This is a genomic window from Xanthocytophaga agilis, from assembly GCF_030068605.1.
In the GTDB taxonomy this organism is placed as follows: Bacteria; Bacteroidota; Bacteroidia; order Cytophagales; family 172606-1; genus Xanthocytophaga; species Xanthocytophaga agilis.
Genome location: NZ_JASJOU010000009.1, coordinates 174419 through 190271, shown reverse-complemented (window position 1 = coordinate 190271; position 15853 = coordinate 174419). Strand labels below are relative to the sequence as shown.

Genomic DNA, 15853 nt, shown 5'->3' with positions numbered 1-15853 from the left:
AAATATGGTAGAGGGGAATACTGGCAGTTTGACTCTTGTTAAAAGAGAGTCAACTGCCAGTTTTGTTTCCAGCGAGATTGAGTTGATAATTTTATAATGCCTTCTTTATAAGGCAGTTGCTGATTTGTTGATACAGGGTCTGCTATACCACACCAGGGTTCCAAGCACACAAAGTTCGCGTCTTTAGCTCCCCAGATTCCAAAGAAAGGAAATCCCTCAAATGCTATTTCCAGCCCATGTTCCGTTTTAGCAGAAAGTAACGATATGCGGGATGACTGCAAATGCTTGAATACCAGAGCATCTTTGTAGAATAAAGATTTTTTCAGAGGTAATGCATCAGTCTCTCCTAAAAATGGTTCGGGTCTGTCTTCTATTAAACCGTCAGCTGTGATAGGCCACACATTTAACATCTCTGTTTTTTCAAATTGCAGAAAATAATCCTCATATGTAGTGTCAGGAACCAAAGGGACATTAAAAGCGGGATGGCCTCCCACAGAAAAATACAGATCTTCACTTGCTGGGTTTACAACCTCATATGTAACAAGTACACGATTATCCTGAAGTTGATAGTGTATTAGAAACTCGAATACAAAAGGGTATATTTCCAATGACTCCATATCAGAAGTCAACGCGAACGTAATGGCATCTTCCTGTTGTTGGGATACAATAAAAGAACGATCTCTGGCAAACCCATGACGGGAGAGATGATATGCTTTATTATTAAAGTAGTAAGTGTTTTGTTTGAGTGTACCTACTATCGGAAACAATACAGGCGACTTTTTGGCCCAGTAGGCAGGATCTGCCTGCCACAGGTATTCCAGTTTATATTGTTTATGAAAAATACTGCTTAGCTCGGCACCTTTGGGATTAATAGTTATTTTGAGTAACTCATTTTCAATTGTATACATAGATAGTTAGTATTAGTGATAAAGACAGATTGGCGCTAAAAATAAGTAAATCTTTGAGCATCTATGCCACCTAACTGTATTTTTAACCACAATGAAGTGGATTTTTCAAGGTACGGCATATGAAGGGTATGTTTTTTTAATTGGTCTACAGACTGTACCTTTGCAGAATATTTGTGTCCTTCTCTTATTTGACTTTTATTTCCATTCCTGATTGTGAGTCGCTCTTTACTTTGGATTAAACGACTATTTCTTTATGGCGGTAGTACACTAATAGGATTAGCCGTACTGCTAACTATAATTATACAGGTTTATCAGGATGATATTATTCAGAAAATTATTGTAGAGGTTAACAAGGGTCTGAAAACCAGAGTTGAAATTGCGAAGATAGAAGTGTCTCTCTGGCAAAATTTTCCCCATCTTTCTATTGTTTGTCAGAATATTCGTATACAAGGATCTCTGCCTGCCCGTTCTCAACAACTGGCTCAGGCAGGAAACTTATCCTTTTTGTTTAGTTTAAGTAACTTGTTTGGAGATGATCTGGCTATAGACCAGATTATACTTCAGGATGCAGACGTACAGTTATATACAAATGCAAAAGAGGAAGTGAACTATGATATTGTTAAGTCTTCTTCTGATAAACAGTCTTCCTCTTCCAACGATGTACAATTTGATCTGAGACGTATTCGTCTTCAAAATGTGAAGTTCTCATATATAGACCAAAGTATAGCACAGGATCACAGGTTTCTTATCCAGAAAACAGATGCCCGTTTATTTGTAAAAAATGAAGATTATCTGATTTATCTTAAAGGAGATCTGCAAAGTCAGTACGTACGGACTGGAAAAGACGCTTATTTTGTAAATAAACAGTTACATCTTAACAGTGAGATGCAGTATGATTACAAAAAACGTAAACTTCTGATTCAGCCTTCACAAGTGTTTGTCAATTCTTCTGAGTTTCAGGTAATGGGTTATCATGCGGCCAAACCACACTCTTTTATTGATCTTCAGATTGAAGGAAAAAAGACAGATATACAAACTATAACCTCATTGCTACCTGAATCTATTTCTAAAACCTACGCATCTTATCAGAGTCAGGGTGAGATATACTTTAAAGGGTCTGTAATAGGATATATAGAAGGACGTTCTATCCCAAAAGTAGATGTGCAGTTTGGTTGTCGTAATGCATCTGTATATGAAACAAGGCTAAAGAAGCGAATAGAACAGGCAAACCTGACTGGTGCATATAGTAATGGAAATAAGCAAAACCGATCTTCTTCTTCACTAACACTGAAGAATATACACGGTAAACTGGATGGAAGATATTTCTCTGGAAATGTTTCACTGCAAAACTTCGATAATCCCCACCTGGCTTTTGATTTTAAAGGTGCCTTAGATGTAGGTGCAGTTACTGCATTTTTTCCTTATGGTATCAGGGATGGTTCCGGATTACTTACCGCTGATGTCAGATTTGAGGGAAATTTAAGTGATTTACGTAGCCAGTTACAGCGACGTTTTATCAGAACTTCCGGGACTATTCAGTTAAACAATGTGGCATTTACATTGACTCAGCGGCCGCTTCGTTTAACACAACTTACAGGTGATTTCTCCTTCAATCAGAGTGATCTGATTATTCAACATTTTTCGGGGTATGCTGGGAGCTCTGATTTCAAGTTAAAAGGTAGATTTGAAAATATCTTATCCTATTTGTTGCTGGATGATCAGGCACTAAGAATAGCTGCTGATCTGCAATCTGGATTATTGAATTTAGATGAACTACTTGCCGAAAATCCGGCAAAAGTTGCACAGTCTAATACTCAGTATCGTTTTCGACTTTCCCGCCAGTTAGATCTGGCATTGGCATATCAGGTAAATAAAATGCATCTTCGGCGTTTTCAGGCTCAGAATATACATGGAGATCTGGATGTGCATGACGGGATAGCCCGCAGTAAAGGTATACAGCTTCAGTTAGCCGATGGGACTATGAATCTGAGTATAGGTATGGATGCCAGAGAGCCGGAACAGGTACAACTGAGCACTAATGCAGAACTGAATAATATTCAGATTGATAAGGTCTTTTACATGTTTGAAGATTTTGGCCAGGATTTTATTCGGTCACAACATGTACGTGGGAAGGTAAATGCACATATACAAACATATCTGGTGTTAAATGAACATCTGATTTCTGACAACAAAAAACTGGTAGCAGAAGCCTTTACCACTATTAGGGAGGGGCAGTTGGTCAACTTTGAACCTATGCAAAAGTTGTCCCGATTCATTAAGGCAAGTGAACTGGCTAATCTGAGGTTTGGGGAGATGCAGAACAATATTCACATAGAAAAAGGGAATGTGTTTATTCCCTTAATGGAAATTAATTCCAACATCGCTAATATATCAGTACAGGGTACACATTCGTTTGATAATGTAATGGATTATCATTTACGTATACCTTTAAAAACATTTTTTCAAAAACGGAAGACAGTTGAAACATCTTCGCAGGCTTCTGGTGGCACCAATCTTTTTCTGCGTATTAATGGCACTGCCGATAATTATAAAATTGGGTATGATAGCAAAGCAATGCGGGACAAAATGAAATTAGACATGCAGGCCCGAACAACAACAGAAGAAAAGAGTAACACCCGCCAGAGTTTTCTGGCTCCAGCTAAACCTACTAAAGTTCCTCCTCCCAAACCTAAAGAGGAAGAATATTTTGATTTCTGATGGAATGTTTCTGAGTGATTAATTTTCAGGTTCTTACTGTTGATGTAAAAGATGAAATTTGACAAAACTGTCAGGTTACTGAAACTAAATTTGGCCATCAACCTGTGATATGATAGCTTTGCATACTATTCGAAAACTTTCGACCATTCAAAACCGTTTTTTTAAAGTCACATTTAATTTTCTCCAATGAACTTTGAAGTTCTGCTTACTACTGAAGGATTGGTCAGTCTGTTAACTCTGACAGCGTTAGAGATTGTACTAGGGATTGATAATATTATTTTTATTTCTATTCTGGCTGACCGTTTGCCTCGTGAAGAGCAAAAGAAAGCTCGGTCAACAGGTATTATACTGGCACTTTTTGTTCGTATCGCACTTCTTTTCGGCATATCCTGGCTGGTAAGTCTGAAAGACCCTATAATTACCTTATTAGGACACGGATTTAGTGGCAGAGATTTGATATTGTTATCAGGAGGATTATTTCTTCTGTATAAAAGTACAACCGAGATCCACGAAAAACTGGAGGGGGAGGAAGAAACCGTATCTGAAAGTAAGCGTAGGCTGAGTTTGGCTTCCGCTATAGTTCAGATTGTATTAATAGATATTGTTTTTTCATTCGATTCTATTCTTACCGCTGTTGGTTTGGTAGATCAGGTAATCATCATGGTTACTGCAGTTGTCATTGCATTAATCATTATGCTAATTTTCTCTGGTGCTATTGCCGACTTTGTGAATAAAAGGCCAACCATTAAAATGCTTGCTTTATCATTCCTTGTAATGATTGGCGTTTTACTGATTGCTGAATCTTTTGGGGCACATGTACCTAAGGGATATGTATACTTCTCTATGGCTTTTGCTTTAGGTGTTGAAATCCTGAATCTGCGTATGGCTAAGAAAAGCGGACGTCCTGTACGATTACACAGTCCGTACCGGCAAACAGCTCAAGAAGAGGAGGATAGCAGGGAGATGCCCAAAAAAGGTAAAGATCCAATTGAAGCAAAATAATATAAAAGATCCCTCTGAAAGTAAGTTTGGAGGGATCTTTTATATATGGGTAATTTTATTCCTCACTTTCAATTTTACCAATTTTGAACCGGAGTACTCCAAAAAGAGCTGATATATACGGATTTTTCTCTGTGAGCCAGCCATTGACACTCCGTGTCCCAAATCCAAATTCATAAGTGCCAAAGTCAAAGTTAATGCCAACTGGTACATTTATGCTATAGCCAGCTCCCGAGGTAACCCCAGTATTGATTCGAATAAAAGATACAGGTTTGTATCCAATGCCTATACCTGCATAGTATTCAGGCAGATTACCTGCTACATCATTTAAAGGAAGAGCAAAGTCAACTCCCATATCTATTTTTTCATTTGGCGAGAAACCTATTCCTGCACGGAGTTGTGTTGGCAACGAAGCCGTATAAGTACCTCCTGACTGATAAGTAAGCATCCCATCTCCTAAAACTGTAGCAGCCTGGCTAAAAATATTAAATGTTTGCATCCCATCAGATTGTATAGGTTGTAATGGTTGATCTTGTGCCTGTAACAAATTATTTTTCCATTTTATATTTCCTATATCTGTCACAGACAAACTGGCTTTCACTTTCTCTCCAATCTCTGCTGATAAACCAATATCAAATCCATGTCCTGCACCTGCGGGCTTGTAAAAAGGAAAGTTCCCTTTTTCTGAAACATAATTAAAGTTAGGATCATTTGTTGGCAGATCTCCATAATCAACGCCAAAGACAGCAGACATTGCATTGTAAGCCCGCAATTTACCATCCTGTGCAACAAAGTCCAGAACACCGATCCCTTGTACATACTTGTATCCTAGGCCAACTGCCAGTTTCCAGTCATCTTGGTCAAGTACAGTTACACCATATGCAAAATTCCATTCAGTAAATGCTGCAATTTGTAGCTTGCTTCCTGAAAATGCACTGGATACAAGAGGTTCATTGTCCAGTACCTTATCCTGAAAGGTTGGGTCCTGATAGATAGAAGCATTTTTTCCCAAAAAAAGGATTTCTGCAAATGTTTTGTTGAGGCCGATGTGAGTGAGTACTCTCTGTCTGTTACTAACCGCAACGCGACCAACTTTAGGTATTTGAATAGAGAAACCCCAAAGAGTTACATCTGTAGTTAAGTTGAGTGCATTTGTATTGGCAAAGGCATCTACAAACGATTGTCTTTCTTCAGATGTAGGAGTTTCATCAATAGCCGTAACAAACTTGTTGAGTTGAGACTGAGTCAATGACCTGGAGCCTAGACCTGCACCAAGTTCTCCAAATGAAAAGGCAATTTTATAAGTATGTTTGAGTCCGAGACTAGCAGGATTAATGCCGATACTTTGATAATCTCTGGTAAATGCATTTACAGCTCCACCATGAGTTGTAAATACGCTTTTTTCATTCTGAGCCCAAACAGTGACATGAGCAAAACTGAGAAAGATTACCGAAAGTAAAATTGATTTCATGGAAGAGGCAGTTAAAATGAGTGAGTAGTATTTGTTTTCTCTGCTCTGTAGGGTAAAGAAAGAGTACCTTTCTATTTTTGTCTGTGTTATTTTAAAAAGTAAACACAGATATAGAAAAGCAAAAGCCTCGCTTTGGGCGAGGCTTTTGAACACTTTAAAAGAGTGTGAGCACTATTGTGGGAACACAGGTTTTACATTCATGTTATAGAATATAAATGAATAGATATCTGCTGTAGTTTCAATATTCTTTTGTGTATTGGATGCTCCATGTCCTGAGTTTACATCTACACGAATAAGAACAGGAGCAGTTCCTTTTTGTTTTTCCTGTAGTGTAGCAGCATATTTAAACGAGTGAGCTGGTACTACCCGGTCATCATGATCTGCTGTTGTAATCAAGGTTGCCGGATAAGCTACTTCTTTTATATTATGGATAGGAGAGTAACCATATAATACTTTAAACTCTTCAGCATTGTCGGCAGAGCCATAATCTGCAATCCAGTTCCATCCAATCGTAAATTTGTGGAAGCGTAACATATCCATTACACCTACCTGAGGGATGGCAACTTTAAATAGGTCTGGTCTCTGATTAATTACCGCACCAACAAGCAAACCTCCATTTGAACCTCCCCGGATCGCCAGTTTTTCTTTTGATGTGTATTTTTCACTAATCAGATATTCCCCGGCACTGATAAAATCATCAAAAACATTTTGTTTTTTAAGCTTCATTCCTTGTTCATGCCACTTCTCTCCATATTCGCCGCCACCACGTAGATTAGCCTGTGCATACACGCCTCCCTGATCCAGGAAGGGGATTAAGAACGGACTGAATGATGGGTTAAGGGTTATATTAAAGCCACCATATCCATACAAAAGTGTCACATTGTTACCATCAAGTTTCATTCCTTTTTTATAGGTAATGAACATAGGTATTTTGGTATTGTCTTTACTGGGATAAAATACCTGTTTGGTCTCGTAATCTTCTGGATTAAATTGTATTTCTGGCTTTCTGAATACTTCACTCTTCTTAGTCGCAATATCATATTTGTAGATAGTGGGAGGGTAAGTAAAAGAAGTAAATGTGTAAAACACAAAAGTATCATCTTTGTCTCCTCCAAATCCACTTGCTGTACCAGGGCCAGGCAGCTGGATCTCATTTTCCAGATTACCCATTAGGTCATACACAAACACATGGCTGGTTACATCCTGTAGATAGGAAACAAATAGTTTACCTCCTGCAATGGTAGCATTGGTTAAAACTGCACTTCTTTCAGTGATAATAGTTTTCCAGGTACTGGTTTCTGTATTAAATCGGGCAATTTTGTAGTTAGGAGCTCCATCATTGGTTAATACAATCAATTCTTTGCCATCATTGTCAATTACATCATAACTGTTATTGGTAATTTCCTGAATCATAGGTTCAAACCGACCTTTGAAATCATCCATATAATAAACAGCATTTCCATCCAGCCCTTTGCTTCTGTCACTTATATTCAATATAACAAATTTCTCGTCTTCTGTTGTTTGGGTAATATGGAATCGCTGAAGATTGTTTTTGTCTTCGAATACAAGCTTATCTGCAGATTGATCTGTACCTACCTGATGAAACCATACCTGATGATTTTCATTTTTAGCAGCTAGTTCACTACCTTCTGGTTTCGGATAACGGCTGTAATAGAAGCCATTTCCCTGCCATGAAATTCCGGACACCTTTACCCATTCCAGCTTATCTGCCAGATTCTGTTTGGTCTTTGTATCCATTACATAGTATTCCTGCCAGTCAGATCCCCCTTTTGAAAGACCAACACCTGCATAGTTTCCATCTTTGGAAAGAGAAAAGTTAGTAAGGCGTGTAGTTCCATCCGGAGAGAGTTTGTTTGGATCAATTACCAGTTCTGGCGCACCTTCCAGTCCCTGCTGCCGATAAAGAACAGACTGATTTTGTAATCCATCATTTTTATAAAAGTAAAACCATTCACCTTTGCGAAATGGCGCAGAATATTTGGGATAGTTATATACCTTTTCAATTGCTTTTTGAAAGTCTTTTCGGTAAGGAATTTTATCCAGATAGCTGAAAGTTACTTTGTTCTCTGCCGTAACCCAATCCTTTACAGCTTTGGCTGTATCATTCTCAAGCCATCGGTAAGGATCAGCTACAGTTGTACCATGATATGTATCAGTATGTTCAATCTTCTGAGTTTTGGGATATTGAAGCTTATCGGAAGATACAGGAGTAGTCACAGGCGTTTTTTTAGTTTTTTTTGCAACTGGCTTTTTTTGTTGACTATGCACTGCAAATATAGTAGACAGCATTGCCAGAGTGAGAAAGAGTCGTTTCATATAGTTTGGATTAAAGATGGAATGCAGGCGGGAATATAAATAGCTTTGCCAGATTTGAAAAGGAAAATTATATGAAACTGCAAATATTTTCGATAGAGCAGGAGATACTAACCGACCTGCAAATTAATTGTTTTATGAAATATTAATTTGTAAAACAGAACTTGAGAAATATGAAAAATGCTGGTAGCATCAGATCTTTTCTTCCTGCTGAGTGGAAATGTTTCTACAGTTTTTCGGTGTAGTATACTAGCTATTTGTACAAATAGAAACAGAATACATGTGGTTGAAAATAGGATAAATGTATCCATAATGTGTCTTTTAGCTATGAATACAGGTAGTTTGAGGTAAGTAGAGAGCTCTGTGGGAATACTTTTTTCACAGATTTTTATGAAAGATTGAAAATACAATCTAGAATCGTTAATCTTAAACTAAGGAATAATTATGAAAACGCAAATCTTATTAACAATGGCATTGGGAGGGTTATTATTTGCATGTGATCCATCACCCAATCGTGAAGATACAAAGAAAACTACTGAAGATCAGAATGAAGAACGGATTGAGGCTACCTCTTCTGGAAATGTAGCTGATAAAAAAGAAGATGATGCAGAGTTTATGATAGAAGCTGCCAGTGGTGGAATGCTTGAAGTTCAATTAGCAAACATGGCACTTCAGAAAGGCTCTTCTCCTAAAGTGAAAGAATTTGCACAAATGATGATTAAAGATCATGGAAAAGCCAATAAGGAACTAAAGGCGTTGGCTGCTTCTAAAAATATTTCTTTACCGGAAGCATTGATAGACAAACATCAACAAGTAGTAAATGATTTGAAAGATAAATCTGGTAAAGACTTCGATGATGCTTATATCAGCAAAATGAAAAAAGATCATAAAGAAGATGTAGAAGAGTTTGAAGAAGCTTCTCAAGAAGCTACAGATCCTGAAATCAAAGCATTTGCAACGAAGACACTTCCTGTATTGAAGAATCATTTGCAACATGTAGAACAGATGGGTGTAACCAGAGAGAATATGTAGTGAATAGTAATTAGTTATAATTAATTTAGATCGCCTCTTGTACCTCTAGTATAAGAGGCGATATGTTTATAAGTGTTTCTAAAGTTACAGGTAAGAGATAGAAATATAGGTAAGACTGGATATTATTTAGGAAACGTATATATAATATAAAGAAATGGCTGCTCAGATTGATAAATTTCTCTCTGGCAGCCTGAAAAAATGGCAAAAGGATAATTAACTTAATTCTTAGAAAATATAGAATCTGTATCGTAGATGAAACCTGTAAAAATAGAATGTTTGCAGCCAGATACAGGTAGAATATGACCTTTTTCTGCACTAAGACTAGTAAATTGATTAGACATATCAGAAAATAACTCTGTTATATCCATATTAGTGTACTGATGGGCAAAGCAAAGTAGATCGAAATGTTTTGATAAATAGTTTGGTACATATAATAACCATAAACAATTTTCTCCCATTACCACTTCACTTACCAGAAAGTATACATGGAAACTCCCTTTCTCATATGTCACCAGTGATAACACATTGGCTTCCTGTTCCGAAGATTCAAGAATTTTTTTATAGAGAGAAGGGTGTTGAAACAACCAGTCTGCTATTTGTTCTTGATTCTCACAAGCATAATATCCTTCCTGAACTTCATATAAGTCCAATACTTTGTTACAGACTGCCATGTTTATACCTTTGGGAAAAGTTTTTTACACTAATGTATCTTTTATATATAAAAAACTGTGCCACGCATACGAAACAAAGGGCAATAAATGGTTTTTCTCTGCTGTTTGGTAAAATAAGTATGGTTTGTTTTTATAAATAATTGATTATGAGGTAAAAAAAAGTGTAGGTGAAATATGCTAATATCCTGATAACGTGGGATAGGAAAGATAAATAGATTAGTGTTAGACATCTTCTTCAAGGAATAATTTCTACACTCTACAAAAGTGATTTACTCCACACGTGGTATTTCTATAGCTGGTTAAAGCACTGCCTATCCGATCTTAACAGAATGAAAGTGACTATGAGTTATGATTTACTATAGGTAAGTTTTGCTAAGTTTATTGTTTTGTATCTACTTTGTAGCTGAGTATATATTCTTTTTCTGATACAGAAGCTTTTAACTGTCTAACTAGAGCTTTTGTATCAATTTCTGATCTTTTATGTCTTTATCTGCCAGAAGTGACTATGATGCGTATGTAGTTTTGCGCAATCATGACTTTAGATTATTTCTCGCCATGCGGTTCTTTTTAACCTTAGGAATTCAGATTCAAGGTACTGTTGTTGGCTGGCAAATATATGAAATGACAAAAGATCCTCTTTCTCTTGGACTCATAGGATTAACAGAAGCCATACCATTTATGGCCCTCATTTTATATGGAGGACATCTGGCAGATTTGTATAGTCGGAAAAAACTGATTGTGTATACTCTGATGGGGTATCTAGTAGGAGCAGGATTACTATTTTTATTTACATTACAACCGGGCGACTTCCTCCATCAATATGGCACATTTCCTATTTATGCCGTTATCTTTATGACAGGAATCGCCCGTGCCTTTAGTGGCCCGGCAGTAAGCTCTTTTATGCCTGAGCTGGTAGAAAAATCCCAGTATGCGAATGCTGCTACATGGAACAGTACTTTCTGGCAAACCGCCGCTGTTTCAGGACCTGCATTGGGTGGATTTATTTATGCCATTGCACAGAAGTGGCTTCCACATGTTTTTCATTCCAGTAAAACAGCCTCTAATTTTAATTATGGTACAGTAGTCTCCTATGGCGTAGTCGTTTTATTAGTGATTGTGTCTATTGCTTGTGTATTGTTTATCACTAAGAAGCCTATAGAACATAAGATTACGCAAGAGACTTTGCAGGAACGCCTTGGGGCTGGGTTGCGCTTTGTCTTTCGGAACCAGATTATCATGGGGGCATTATCATTGGACATGTTTGCCGTATTTTTTGGTGGAGCAGTTGCTCTCTTACCCATATTTGCCGAGAAGATTCTAACAGTTGGATCACAAGATTGGGGGATTCTTCAGGATGGTGCTACACGGTTAGGATTGCTTCGGGCTGCACCTTCTGTAGGAGCGGCAGTAATGGGATTAGTGCTTGCACATCGACCTCCTTTATATAATACCGGAAAAAGATTATTTGGATATGTAGCCGGTTTTGGTTTATGTATGATCTTATTTGCTTTATCTGAAAATTTCTATTTATCTTTTCTGATATTAATTGTGAGTGGTGCTTTGGATGCTATGAGTGTTGTTATCAGAGGTACTATTCTACAATTAATGATTCCCTATGAAATGAGGGGGAGGGTTTCTGCTGTAAACAGTATTTTTGTTGGGTCATCCAACGAAATTGGTTCTTTTGAATCAGGGTTAGCGGCCAAGCTTCTGGGTCTTGTTCCATCTGTTGTTTTTGGAGGAACTATGACTCTGGGAGTAGTTGGCCTAATGAGCCGGGTGCTACCTCAATTACGTGATTTTGAATTAGCTAAGTATACTGTTTCTGAGGCAGATGAAAATAAACAATCTACATGAAAGGTATTTTTACTTTTGGTAAACTAGTAATATTTTGGATTGTATACGTTGGACATATTGATTCGTTAAAGGCTGCTGATATCCCTATTGTTTTAACTAATACGGAGGAATCTGTCAGGATTTATAAGCATCTATCTTATCTGGAAGATGCAACTCATGTATTTACTATTGATAGTCTCTTGCAGTCCCCTCATTCTTTTTCTTTTACTCCCTTCACAACCGATCGACTTCCTGATCTGGGTTCTACCGCATCTGCGATCTGGCTGCGGCTTACAGTTGTAAATCAAAGTAACAAAGACTGGGCATTGGAGATTAGCAACCCTTTACTGGAGGAAGTTAACTTTTATAAAACTTCGGGAACTACTATTATAGGTGAAAGGCAGGCTGGCTTTTTCTATCCGGATGCAAAGCAGGATATTAAAAGTAACTTCTACATATTTTCTCTCTTTTCTCCTGAGTATTCATCGAAAGATACTATTACATGTTATATACGTATAGTGAATAGTATGCCAATGCAACTTCCGATGCAGATTGCAACTATCCGAACATTATATGAGGAAAATCATCCTATCGATGTGGCTAATGGGGTATATTTAGGTATTATACTGGTTATGGTATTATACAATCTGTTTATATATACCAGTGTTCGGGATAAGACTTATTTGTTTTATGTGGGGTATGTGTTATGTTCAGGTATAGTCATCGCTGATTTTCAAGGATATGTATTTGATCTGGTATGGAAACACACTTTTAAATTGTTTCCCGTGTTTGACTATGTACCTGTGATGTTGGCTAATATTCTGGGATTGTTGTTTGCCTGGAATTTTCTGGCTACACCATCCAATACACCCAAAATGCATAAAGGAATACAAATATTGTTGATTGGTACTGTATGCGTATTGATCATGGGGTTTGGAATTACAATTTTCAGACTTTCATTCTATAAAGTATGGTGTGAACTGGCTATTCAGGTAGTTGTTTTTTGTTCATCTGTGTATATGTTAGGAGTTGGTGCACTTTTGGTTAGCAGAAACAAACGCCCAGCAGTTTTTTATGTATTGGCCTGGACAGTTTTCCTGGTAGGTACAATAATTTTTATTCTGCAGATTGATGGTTTTATTCCTAATACCTTTTTTACTGAGCATTCTGTTCAGATAGGTTCAGCTGTAGAAACTATTTTGTTGTCGCTGGCTTTGGCAGATCGGATTAATACATATAAAAAAGAGAGAGAGGATGCGCAGCTACAATACATTAAACAATTGCAGGAGAATGAACATGTGAGAAACCGTATTGCCCGTGATTTGCACGATGACATTGGATCTACACTAAGCAGCATTGCCATACTTAGCCAGGTTGCCAGACAGCGGTCTCTGAAGTCTGAGTACTCTGGGGATATCCTGGAGAAGATGAGTAACAGTGCACAAAAAATGATGGATTCACTGCATGATATCGTATGGACAACACAACCAGCCAACGATTCGCTTAACAGCATTACAATACGTATGCGAGAGTTTGCAGGGGAGGTACTAGAGGCAAAAAATATTTTATATGAAATCAAGGTTGATGAAATTCTATTGCCCTTGAAGTTACCGACCAAGCGGCATTATGATTTTTACATGATTTTTAAAGAATCTATCAACAATGCAGCCAAGTATTCGGAAGCTACACACATATTGGTAAATCTGGATAAGGTTAACGGGCATCTCAGATTACAGATCCAGGACAATGGCAAGGGATTTGATATAGATCAGATAAAGCCAGGTAATGGACTTAAAAATATGCAGAAAAGAGCTTTTCAACTGGAAGGTAATTTACATCTGTCTTCTAATCTGGGTAAAGGGACTTTTATAGAGATTTCGATTCCAATCACCCAATGATGTGATGGATTGGTAATACGTAGATGTGTACTTTTGTAACCACAAACTTCTAATTGACCAAAGGTCCAAGGTTTGTAATTTTGCCTCTCTGATAGAAGAAAATATATAGTTGATTTTTATCTTTTTATTGTGCTACTGCCGAGTTTATCCACCGCTATGCCTGTTCGTGTCGTTTTATATGAAGATAACCTGGATTTAAGGGATAGTCTTACCGTCCTTCTAAAAGGAACAGATGGTATCGAATTCCTGGATGCGTTCCCTAATTGTGAACATGTAATTGCACAGATTGGAAAATTGCAGCCAGACCTGATCCTGATGGATATAGATATGCCTGTAGTAAACGGTTTGAGCGGATTACGAACAGTTAAAAAGCATTTTCCGGAAGTAAATGTACTGATGCTGACTGTCTTTGAAGACAATGAGTATATTTTTGATGCAATTTGTGCAGGTGCAGTTGGCTATCTTTTAAAAAAGACACCTCCCGCACGTTTGATTGAAGCTATACATGAAGCACAAAGCGGAGGTGCCCCTATGACATCAAGTATAGCCCGAAAGGTATTACAGATGTTTCCACAGACTCCTGTCAAAAGTGAGGTAGATAATCCACATAACCTCACAGATCGGGAAAGAGAAATACTGGCTTTACTAGTCAAAGGCAATAGCTACAAAATGATTGCTGCAGCTTGTTCAATTAGCCTGGATACAGTGCGGTCTCATATCAAAAAAATTTATGAGAAGCTACATGTGCATTCTCAAACTGAAGCAGTTGCAAAAGCAATTCAACAACGACTTGTGTAGGTTCGTACAGATTTTATTTTGTTCTGCGCAATATTATCCCCTTCTTTATATCCTCATTTATTACATATCAGGCAGAAGTATATTACTTTGAGACAATATACTTCTTAGCTCAATTATGAGTTATAGCATGCTATAATATCACCCGAATATGTGATTGACAGCCAGTAATTTTTGTTTTTGTTTTGTATTGTGCATGAAGGCGTTCAATTACCGGGACTATATCTGTATTCAGGATTTGCATTTGAGTTTGTTTATATAATGTTAATAAAGGCAAAAAAACTTACATAGATCAGGTTACATCTGTTGACGCTTTTTTTACCAACCTACATAAGCTATTTATCAAACACTCATTTCACTACACAAAAACTATGACCAGCCAACAACCCCTCTCAATAACAACAGAAATTGAACCGAGTTCTATGGACCTTCAATACTGGGATCAGTTCTATGTTTCACATAGAAGTGAATTCTTAAAATGGGCATACAAACACTATCACTTACTTCCTGAAGAAGCGGTAGATGTTTATCAGGATGCCATTGTAATTCTGTATGAAAATGCTACAAGTGGCAAACTGGACCATCTGCAATGCAGTGTGAAGACCTATTTCTTTGGAATTGCAAAGAATCTTATCAGTACTTACCTGAAAAAGAAAATCAAGGAAAAAGAAAAATATGAAAAACTGCCTGAAAACCTGAGTTTGCTGGAATCATTGGCTGTAACAGAACGCAACAATGACTGGATGGAATATTCTATTGAAGTAGTCGGAGATGCCATTAAAAAGCTATCAGGTAAGGGACAAGCTATTCTGCATTTGTTCTACTATGAGAAAATGTCTCTTAAGGAGATTACACAGGTATTGGGTTATAAAAGTGAGGATGTAGTGAAAACTACCAAGATGCGTTATATGAAGATTTTAAGAGAAATTATAGAATCAGAAATTCAATATTCATAAATAATCCCTAAAAATATAACAGTTGTATTGCTCATAAAGGATTTGGTCGAAAACACAAATTCAGCTTGAGTTGTATTTAGTGAATTTTATTACATTTGGTAGCTTAAGCGAAAGGTAACGCCAATCGTTTAGCTACCATTTTTATTTTAATTATGACTTACATAAGCCTTTGTTGTTGAGAAAATTAAATAAGCATATGTTTTGTATTGGCCTTTCCAATATCAAACAAACGGAT

The 15853-nt window shown here is 37.3% G+C and carries 11 protein-coding genes; 7 read left to right on the top strand and 4 right to left on the bottom strand.

The features are described 5' to 3' along the window. Window positions 1–38 precede the first annotated feature (38 nt). Window positions 39–908: an aldose 1-epimerase family protein gene (locus QNI22_RS23920; protein ID WP_314514384.1), complete on the bottom strand. Its 870-nt coding sequence runs from the start codon at window positions 906–908 to the stop codon at window positions 39–41. A 213-nt stretch (window positions 909–1121) separates the two neighbouring features. On the opposite strand from QNI22_RS23920, the gene QNI22_RS23915 reads away from it, so the two are divergent. Both QNI22_RS23915 and QNI22_RS23910 read left to right on the top strand, forming a co-directional pair. Continuing rightward, on the top strand, window positions 1122–3626 hold the full coding sequence (locus tag QNI22_RS23915) for an AsmA family protein (RefSeq protein WP_314514383.1): 2505 nt from the start codon (window positions 1122–1124) through the stop codon (window positions 3624–3626). 186 nt (window positions 3627–3812) lie between these two features. Continuing rightward, on the top strand, window positions 3813–4628 hold the full coding sequence (locus QNI22_RS23910) for a TerC family protein (RefSeq protein ID WP_314514382.1): 816 nt from the start codon (window positions 3813–3815) through the stop codon (window positions 4626–4628). Window positions 4629–4683: 55 nt separating this feature from the next. Here QNI22_RS23910 and QNI22_RS23905 read toward each other — a convergent pair whose 3' ends face one another. Next, window positions 4684–6096 (bottom strand): DUF5723 family protein, encoded by a 1413-nt coding sequence (locus tag QNI22_RS23905; protein ID WP_314514381.1) that lies wholly within the window; start codon window positions 6094–6096, stop codon window positions 4684–4686. Window positions 6097–6267: 171 nt separating this feature from the next. Next, window positions 6268–8433: a prolyl oligopeptidase family serine peptidase gene (locus QNI22_RS23900; RefSeq protein WP_314514380.1), complete on the bottom strand. Its 2166-nt coding sequence runs from the start codon at window positions 8431–8433 to the stop codon at window positions 6268–6270. A gap of 441 nt (window positions 8434–8874) precedes the next feature. Between QNI22_RS23900 and QNI22_RS23895 the strand changes: the two genes are divergently transcribed. After that, the gene (locus tag QNI22_RS23895) at window positions 8875–9462 is read left to right on the top strand and encodes a DUF4142 domain-containing protein (RefSeq protein WP_314514379.1); all 588 of its coding nucleotides are present in this window, start codon (window positions 8875–8877) and stop codon (window positions 9460–9462) included. Between the two features lie 218 nt (window positions 9463–9680). Here the strand turns inward: QNI22_RS23895 and QNI22_RS23890 are convergent, their stop codons facing one another. Further along, window positions 9681–10133 (bottom strand): hypothetical protein, encoded by a 453-nt coding sequence (locus QNI22_RS23890; protein WP_313986526.1) that lies wholly within the window; start codon window positions 10131–10133, stop codon window positions 9681–9683. 480 nt (window positions 10134–10613) lie between these two features. Between QNI22_RS23890 and QNI22_RS23885 the strand changes: the two genes are divergently transcribed. From QNI22_RS23885 to QNI22_RS23870, 4 genes are all read left to right on the top strand, one after another. Then, window positions 10614–11990 (top strand): MFS transporter, encoded by a 1377-nt coding sequence (locus QNI22_RS23885; RefSeq protein ID WP_314514378.1) that lies wholly within the window; start codon window positions 10614–10616, stop codon window positions 11988–11990. Next, the gene (locus tag QNI22_RS23880; protein WP_314514377.1) at window positions 11987–13867 is read left to right on the top strand and encodes a sensor histidine kinase; all 1881 of its coding nucleotides are present in this window, start codon (window positions 11987–11989) and stop codon (window positions 13865–13867) included. The genes QNI22_RS23885 and QNI22_RS23880 overlap by 4 nt, the downstream gene beginning before the upstream one ends. 156 nt (window positions 13868–14023) lie before the next feature. After that, on the top strand, window positions 14024–14665 hold the full coding sequence (locus QNI22_RS23875) for a response regulator (protein ID WP_314514376.1): 642 nt from the start codon (window positions 14024–14026) through the stop codon (window positions 14663–14665). Between the two features lie 368 nt (window positions 14666–15033). Beyond that, window positions 15034–15618 (top strand): RNA polymerase sigma factor, encoded by a 585-nt coding sequence (locus QNI22_RS23870; RefSeq protein WP_314514375.1) that lies wholly within the window; start codon window positions 15034–15036, stop codon window positions 15616–15618. Window positions 15619–15853: the final 235 nt, after the last annotated feature.

What these genes read in the sequence shown, in the direction of transcription:
- QNI22_RS23920 (WP_314514384.1), bottom strand. Translation starts at nt 908, where the DNA reads ATGTATACAATTGAAAATGAGTTACTCAAAATAACTATTAATCCCAAA.
- QNI22_RS23910 (WP_314514382.1), top strand. Translation starts at nt 3,813, where the DNA reads ATGAACTTTGAAGTTCTGCTTACTACTGAAGGATTGGTCAGTCTGTTA.
- QNI22_RS23905 (WP_314514381.1), bottom strand. Translation starts at nt 6,096, where the DNA reads ATGAAATCAATTTTACTTTCGGTAATCTTTCTCAGTTTTGCTCATGTC.
- QNI22_RS23900 (WP_314514380.1), bottom strand. Translation starts at nt 8,433, where the DNA reads ATGAAACGACTCTTTCTCACTCTGGCAATGCTGTCTACTATATTTGCA.
- QNI22_RS23895 (WP_314514379.1), top strand. Translation starts at nt 8,875, where the DNA reads ATGAAAACGCAAATCTTATTAACAATGGCATTGGGAGGGTTATTATTT.
- QNI22_RS23890 (WP_313986526.1), bottom strand. Translation starts at nt 10,133, where the DNA reads ATGGCAGTCTGTAACAAAGTATTGGACTTATATGAAGTTCAGGAAGGA.
- QNI22_RS23885 (WP_314514378.1), top strand. Translation starts at nt 10,614, where the DNA reads ATGTCTTTATCTGCCAGAAGTGACTATGATGCGTATGTAGTTTTGCGC.
- QNI22_RS23880 (WP_314514377.1), top strand. Translation starts at nt 11,987, where the DNA reads ATGAAAGGTATTTTTACTTTTGGTAAACTAGTAATATTTTGGATTGTA.
- QNI22_RS23875 (WP_314514376.1), top strand. Translation starts at nt 14,024, where the DNA reads ATGCCTGTTCGTGTCGTTTTATATGAAGATAACCTGGATTTAAGGGAT.
- QNI22_RS23870 (WP_314514375.1), top strand. Translation starts at nt 15,034, where the DNA reads ATGACCAGCCAACAACCCCTCTCAATAACAACAGAAATTGAACCGAGT.